Genomic DNA, 6,858 nt, shown 5'->3' on the forward strand with positions numbered 1-6,858 from the left:
ACCGCCCGGGCGGCCGGCGCGGCCCGGTGCCGCATGGCCATCCGGTCCACGTGCAGCGCCTGCACCGGGCAGGCGGCGGCCGCCCGCAGGATGTGCTCGCGGCGCGCGTCGTCGGCGTCCGGGTCGTAGGTGACGGCTTCCTCGCCGTGCATGGTGAAGACGTCCGGCGCGAGGAACACGCATTGCCCGTATCCCTGGCAGCGCGTGAGATCGATGAGAACCCTCACGGGTCACCCCCCTGTCGAGCGCGCACGCGAACCGCGGCCATGGGCACGTACCCCGCCGCACCTGGCGCGTAGCTCGCCGCCGGTGCCCGATCGGCGCGCGGCCCGTGCTCGCGGCGGGGACGCGGACGGGCCGAGCCCCACGGGGACAGGGGATGCCGGGGCGCCGGCCGAGCGGTCAAAATCTTGGCAAACCCGCCCCACCCGCCTCATGCGCGGACGGTAAATCGGCCAGTCCTCGGCGACCCGGGCCCCGGCGTGGCACGATGGCCGGAAGCGCACCCAGGAACGACGGGAGCTTGGCATGAGTGACGCACTGGTCGCGATCGGCACCCGCAAGGGCCTCTTCATCGCCCGCTCGGCGGACGGCGGCCCGTTCGAGGTCCAGCCGGTCCAGTTCCCCACCATCGGGGTGCCCTCCGTGGCGATCGACACCCGCGGCGCCGCGCCCCGCCTGCTCGCCGGCATCGAATACGGCCACTTCGGCCCGTCGGTGATGTACTCCGACGACCTCGGCGCGTCCTGGCAGGAGGCGCAGCGCCCGCCCGTCGCCTTCCCCGAGAAGACCGGAGCGACGCTCACCCGGGTGTGGCAGCTCCAGCCGTCCCCGTCGGAGCCCGACGTGGTGTGGGCGGGCGTGGAGCCGGCTGCGCTGTTCAGGTCGGAGGACCGGGGCGTCACCTACACGCTCGTCGAGGGGCTGTGGGAGCACCCGCACCGGCCGCAGTGGCAGCCGGGCGGCGGCGGCCTCTGCCTGCACACGATCATCCCGCACCCGTCCGACCCACGGGTCATGGGCATCGCGGTGTCGGCTGCCGGCTTCTACCGCACGGCCGACGGCGGCCTGTCATGGGAGGCGGCCAACCGCCACATCCGCGCCCCGTTCATGCCGGAGGGGCAGCAGTATCCCGAGTTCGGGCAGTGCGTGCACAAGGTCGGCTTGAACCCCTCGCGGCCCGACCGGCTGTTCCTGCAGCACCACTTCGGCGTCTACCGCAGCGACGACTTCGGCGGCACCTGGCACGACATCGGCTCGTCGCTGCCGTCCGACTTCGGCTTCCCGATCGTGGTGCACGCCTCGCGCCCCGAGACCGTCTACGTGCTGCCGCTGCAGGCCGACATGGACCGCACCCCGGTCGAGCACCACCTGCGGGTCTACCGCAGCGACGACGCGGGCGAGACGTGGCGCGCGCTCGACCAGGGCCTGCCGGAGCCTCCGGTGCACGTGTGCGTGCTGCGCGACGCGATGACCGCCTCCGAGGCGGGCGTGTTCTTCGGCACCCGGGACGGCGAGGTCTACAGCTCGCGCGACGACGGGGAGAGCTGGTCGCTGGTGGCCCGGCACCTGCCCGACGTGCTGTCCGTGCGCGCGGCGGTGCTCTAGTCCATGGCCAAGCCCGTCACCATGGTCGTGTTCGTGCTCCCCAACTCGCTGCGGCGCTGGGTGAGCGGCCGGAGCGAGGTGAAGGTGTTCGCCGTGGGGGCCGACACCCACACCCCGCCCACCCTGGGCTCCGCGCTCGACATGCTGCGCCGTACGCACCCGCTGCTGGAGGAGCGGCTGCGCGACGACTACGGGCGGATCCGCCGCCACATCAGCATGATCGTGTCGGGGGAGAACGCCCGCGGCCTCGGCAGCCTGGACTGCGCGCTGCCGCCGGGCGCCGAGGTGTACGTCATGCCGAGCCTGGCCTGACGGCCTCCCCGGACCGGACCCGGACCGGACCCGGACTAGACCTTGCGCCAGCCGGGGACCCAGGCGCCGTCCTCGACGACGTAGTCGCCGAACAGGGCGGGCGCCTCCTTGACCATGAGCTCGCCGATGCGCTGGAACAGCAGGCGGATCTCCTCCTCGGCCCCGGCCGCGGTGCGCGCCTCGATCGTGTGGCGGAGCGTGCGGACGTTGGCCGTCCACACCAGCCCGGTGGCCAGGCCCTCGGGGGCGAAGCGGCGCATGAACGAGGTGCGGTGCTTCTTCTCCGAGAACGGCACGCCCTCCTCGTCGAGGCCGAAGTGCCCGGCCATCCAGAGCTGGAACTCCTCCAGCTCCCGCAGCACGGCCGTGGCCCGCTCCATCAGCTCGGTGTCCTGCCTGGCCCACTCGGGGAACCAGAAGGGCAGCTCGTCGAGGCGGACGAACCGCAGCGACTCCTGCGAGATGGCGACCCCGGGCCGGTGGCGCACCAGCTCGTGCGTGAGCACGCGGCTGACGTTGTGCAGCACGAAGCTGAAGCTGAGGTGCTCCAGCACCGAGCCGTGGGCGCTGGCCAGGATGTTGCGCAGGTATTCGTCCTGCTTGCCGCGGACGCGGACCACGTTGGGATTGAGGCCCGGCTCGAAGGAGCGGTAGCAGAGCCGGCCGGCGAACTCGGCGAGGTTCTGCGCGTCGAGGTCGCCCCGGTCGAGCCGCTCCAGCCAGCTCTCACCGCCGACTTCGGCCAGGTAGCGGGCGAGCTCGTCGTAGTCGAGCTGCGGTCGGGCGACGAGGAAGACCTCGGGTTCGACGGTGCGCATGGCGAGCCCCCGCTCGGTTGGGCGATGTGACGGACGATGTGACGGCCCAAGCAAACCAGGTCGCGGGCGCGCGCGCGACTCCGGGGCCCCCGGCGCGCCCAGGTGGTCCGGGGAGGTCAGAGCCGGTAGATCCGGCGGGCGTTGCCGGAGCCGACCATGTGGGCCACGCGGGCCGCGTCGGCGGCGGTCCACTCCCCCGCGTCGATGCGCGTCTTGAGCGCCCCGGCCAGGGAGCGGCGGAAGTAGAGGGCGCCGAGGTGGCAGGTCTCGGCCACGCCGGAGCAGTCGGAGCTGAAGAGCTGCTTGTGGAACGGCGCCAGCTCCAGCAGCTCGTCCATGATCCGCCCCGAGCCCGCGGCGGTGCGGGTGAGCGCGAGGCCGACGTCCACGTGGACGTGCGGGTAGGTGGTGGCCAGGTAGGCGGCCTGGCGGTGGAACGGGTAGCAGTGGAGCAGCACCACCGGCACCCCGATCGGCTGCAGCGCCCTGATGAACGAGGTCATCCGCGCCGGATCGGCGCGGTGCAGGTCGACGTCGGCGTCGCCCACGCCGGTGTGGAACTGCAGCGGCAGCCCTCGTTCGCGGGCCACGTCGACCGCGGTCCAGAGCAGGTGGCGCAGCAGCACCGGGTCGGTCAGCGGCTCCTTGGGGTCCGACAGCCGCCGGTTGGCCGCGGCGATGACCGAGCCGCGGCTGGGCCGGGACGGGTCGAAGTCGAGGCCGCAGCGGTGGGCGATGACGGTGTTCATGCCGACGGCCCGGGCGGCCCTGGCGACGAGCTCCTCGGCGAGGCTGTCCATGTAGTCGACGGCGATCCGCGCCATCTCGGCCACGTCGTGCTCGATCTGCTCGATCCGGACGATCTCGTCGGCCGCCGCGTCGCCGTGCCTGCCCATCTCCGCGGCCGACAGCAGCTCGCCGCTCTCAAGCCCGGTGTCGACCAGGAACGCCGCCACCCCGGCCGCCCGCAGCAGGAGCCGGTTGACCTCGCCGGGGCCGAGCTCGGCGCGGCGCGACAGGTAGACGGACGGCGTCACGTGGGGTTCCAGGCCGAGCACGGGAGCGCACCAGCGGCGGACCGCCGCGCCGAACGGGGTGTCGAAGTGGGTCGTGCCGGGTGGCGCGGGGCTTCCGCCGTCGCTGATCAGCAGCTCGAACTGGGCCCGCGACAGCTCGTCGCGGCGCACCCCGTTGCAGTGGTGGTCGACCAGCGGGGCGAGCAGCGCGTCACGCACCGTGTCTGGCAGGTCTACGGGGAGCATGCGGAGACTCTAGGGGGTTCCGCACGCCCCCGCGCCCGTTTTTGCCTACGCGGGAAGGGCCCGCCCCGCGTGGAGGCCACTTCCCCGGGAGCGCCCGTCTGCGCGGGAGCGGGCCGCCGGGGAGCGCGGGGAGCGGGACGGGCCGGGCGGTCAGCCGCGGGACAGCCGCAGCACGTTCGCGATGATCTTCGCGCCCGCGCCGCCCTCGACGGTGAGGATCGACTCGGGGTGGAACTGCACGCCGAAGCGGCGGTTGCGGGTGTCCTCAATGGCCATGACGTTGCCGTCGGGCGTGACGGCCGTGGCCTCGAAGCCGACGACGCCGGGCCGCTTGGCGTGCAGCGAGTGGTAGCGGGCCGCGGTGAACTCCTCGGGCAGCCCGTCGAGCAGCGCGCTGTCGCCGAGCCGGGTGACCCGGCCGCGTTTGCCGTGCTCGGGGTAGTCGAGCAGCTCCAGCGAGCCGCCCGCCTGCTCCACCATGGCCTGCAGGCCGAGGCAGACGCCGAACACGGGCAGGCCGCGGGCGTAGAGCAGATCGATCAGCGCGGACATCCCGAAGTCGGACGGCCAGCCCGGGCCGGGCGAGAGCACGACGAGATCGGGCCCGATCTCGTCGATCATCTCGGCGGGGAACCCGTGGCGCAGCGTCACCACGTCGGCCCCCTCCTGGCGGAAGTAGTCGGCGAGCGTGTTGACGAAGGAGTCCTCGTGGTCGACGAGCAGCACCTTCATGCCCCGGCCCGGCTGCTCCCTGGACGGGGTGACGGCCGCCGCGCTCGGCTCGTTGACGGTGGCGAGCGCGCCGAGCAGGGCGCTGGCCTTCAGCTCGGTCTCGCGCTCCTCGGCGGCCGGGTCGGAGTCGAACAGCAGCGTCGCCCCGGCCCTGACGGTCGCGACGCCGTCCTTGATCTGGGCCGTGCGCAGGGTCAGGCCGGTGTTCATGGAGCCGTCGAAGCCGATGAAGCCGATGGCGCCGCCGTACCACCTGCGGGTGGTGGCCTCGTGGTCCTCGATGAACTGCATGGCCCAGGTCTTGGGGGCGCCGGTGACGGTCACGGCCCACATGTGGGTGAGGAAGGCGTCGAGCGCGTCGAACTCGGGGCGCAGGCGGCCCTCGATGTGGTCGACGGTGTGGATGAGCCGGGAGTAGAGCTCGATCTGGCGGCGGCCGATGACCTGCACGGAGCCGGGCACGCAGATGCGCGACTTGTCGTTGCGGTCGACGTCGGTGCACATGGTGAGCTCCGACTCCTCCTTGACGCTGGACAGGAGGGTGCGGATGGCCTCGGCGTCCTCGACGGGGTTGCTGCCGCGGGCGATCGTGCCGGAGATGGGGCAGGTCTCGACACGGTCGCCGGTGACCCTGACGTACATCTCGGGCGAGGCGCCGACCAGGTGCTCGCCCTCGCCGAGGCTGATGATGAACTCGTACGGCGCCGGGTTGCTGTGGCGCAGCCCGCGGTAGAAGCCGGCCGGGTCGGCGCAGGCGGCGTGGAAGACCTGGCCGGGGACGACCTCGAACAGGTCGCCGCGCTTGAACTTCTCCTTGGCCGCGGCGACGACCTTGGCGTACTCGCCCTTCTCCGGGTTCGGCGGGACCTCGGCGGGGACGGTCACGGAGGCGGAGGCGCCGGTGCGCTCCAGGCCGCGGGTGGTGGCGCCGTCGACGGTGAACTCGTAGCGGTGCTCGACGCACGTCTCGCGCTGCCGGTCGATCACGACGAGCCGGTCAGGCAGGTGGAGGACGAGGTCGCGCTGGTCGTCGGGGCGGACGAGCTCCTGCCTGATCGGCTCGAACTGGAACGCCAGGTCGTAGCCGAAGGCGCCGTACAGGCCCAGGTGCGGGTCGTCGCCACGGAAGGCGGAGATGACCTCGCGGATCGCGGTGAACACGGTCGGCCGGCGGCTGCGCATCTCCTCGGGCAGCAGGTCCTCCGACTCGGCCACGTACACCTCGACCCGGTCGGCCGTCGGCTCGGTGACCGGCTTGCCCGCTGCCAGCAGGCAGGAGACCACGGCGGGCAGCACGACCCTGCCGCGCGCGTTGAGGGCGGTCGCGGAGATGGTGCGGCCCTTGGCGACCAGCTCCAGGCAGGGGTCGACGTAGCCGAACGCCCATCGGCTGTAGCGGCCGGGATAGTCCATGCCGGACGAGAACGCGCCGCCGCGCCTCTGGCCGAGCGCCGTCACGATCTCCTCGAGTGCCTCCTCGGACGCCACGCGCGTCTCGCGCTCGACGCCGATGCCCCCGGCCGTGACGTAACCGCGGGTATATCCGCTCGTCTCCACTGCTGCCCCTTGTCGACTGATGTGTTGGTCACATGACGCGCCCGGGGCGGACACGAGAAAGGCCGCCTTCCGGGGCGGCCGTCCGTTGAGAGATGCGAAACTCGCGCCGCCTAGAAGCGGCGCCACCACTGGAGCTCGACGCGGTTTCGCATGCCGACAGATTAGCCGTCGCACGCAAGATCGCGCAACGTGACACGCCCGCGACCTTGTGGCGGCGGCGAGCGGCTAGCTTGGCAATCATGGAACGCCCCCCAGTGGCCTGGCGGCCGGTCGCCGCGATCGCGGGCGCCCTGGTCGCGCTGCTGCTCCTCGTCGGCTCCGGCTACGGCTACCACCGTGACGAGCTCTACTTCCGGGTGCTGTCGGAACACCCAGCGTGGGGATACGTCGACCAGCCTCCGCTCACCCCGCTGCTGGCCGGGCTCTCGCGGACGCTGTTCGGCGACACGGTCACCGGGCTCAGGGTGCTGCCCGCGCTGGCGGCGGCGCTCGTGGTCGTGCTGGTGGCGCTGGTCGCCCGGGAGGTGGGCGGCGGCGGCGTGGCGCAGGCGCTGGCCGCGTTCGGGGCG

General features: G+C 72.7%; 7 protein-coding genes. 3 read left to right on the forward strand and 4 right to left on the reverse strand.

Annotated elements, in window-relative coordinates; all coding sequences use genetic code 11:
* On the reverse strand, positions 1–227 hold a 227-nt coding region (locus DQW85_RS30175; protein WP_162795491.1), incomplete at its 3' end, for a ferredoxin.
* A gap of 301 nt (positions 228–528) precedes the next feature.
* On the opposite strand from DQW85_RS30175, the gene DQW85_RS30180 reads away from it, so the two are divergent.
* Positions 529–1,608, forward strand: a complete 1,080-nt coding sequence (locus tag DQW85_RS30180; protein WP_113703214.1) for a WD40/YVTN/BNR-like repeat-containing protein — start codon at positions 529–531, stop codon at positions 1,606–1,608.
* Positions 1,609–1,611: 3 nt separating this feature from the next.
* The gene (locus tag DQW85_RS30185) at positions 1,612–1,920 is read left to right on the forward strand and encodes a ubiquitin family protein (RefSeq protein WP_113703215.1); all 309 of its coding nucleotides are present in this window, start codon (positions 1,612–1,614) and stop codon (positions 1,918–1,920) included.
* A 35-nt stretch (positions 1,921–1,955) separates the two neighbouring features.
* Here the strand turns inward: DQW85_RS30185 and thyX are convergent, their stop codons facing one another.
* From thyX to DQW85_RS30200, 3 genes are all read right to left on the reverse strand, one after another.
* Positions 1,956–2,738 (reverse strand): FAD-dependent thymidylate synthase, encoded by a 783-nt coding sequence (gene thyX, locus DQW85_RS30190; protein WP_113703216.1) that lies wholly within the window; start codon positions 2,736–2,738, stop codon positions 1,956–1,958.
* A 116-nt stretch (positions 2,739–2,854) separates the two neighbouring features.
* Complete coding sequence (locus DQW85_RS30195; RefSeq protein ID WP_113703217.1) at positions 2,855–4,000, reverse strand: amidohydrolase family protein; 1,146 nt, start codon at positions 3,998–4,000, stop codon at positions 2,855–2,857.
* Between the two features lie 150 nt (positions 4,001–4,150).
* Complete coding sequence (locus DQW85_RS30200; protein ID WP_113703218.1) at positions 4,151–6,289, reverse strand: anthranilate synthase component I; 2,139 nt, start codon at positions 6,287–6,289, stop codon at positions 4,151–4,153.
* 239 nt (positions 6,290–6,528) lie between these two features.
* On the opposite strand from DQW85_RS30200, the gene DQW85_RS30205 reads away from it, so the two are divergent.
* Positions 6,529–6,858: glycosyltransferase family 39 protein (locus DQW85_RS30205; protein ID WP_205315522.1), on the forward strand; the 330-nt coding region annotated here is incomplete at its 3' end.

Origin of the sequence: Nonomuraea lactucae (assembly GCF_003313395.1) — a bacterium.
Classification (GTDB): Bacteria; Actinomycetota; Actinomycetes; order Streptosporangiales; family Streptosporangiaceae; genus Nonomuraea; species Nonomuraea lactucae.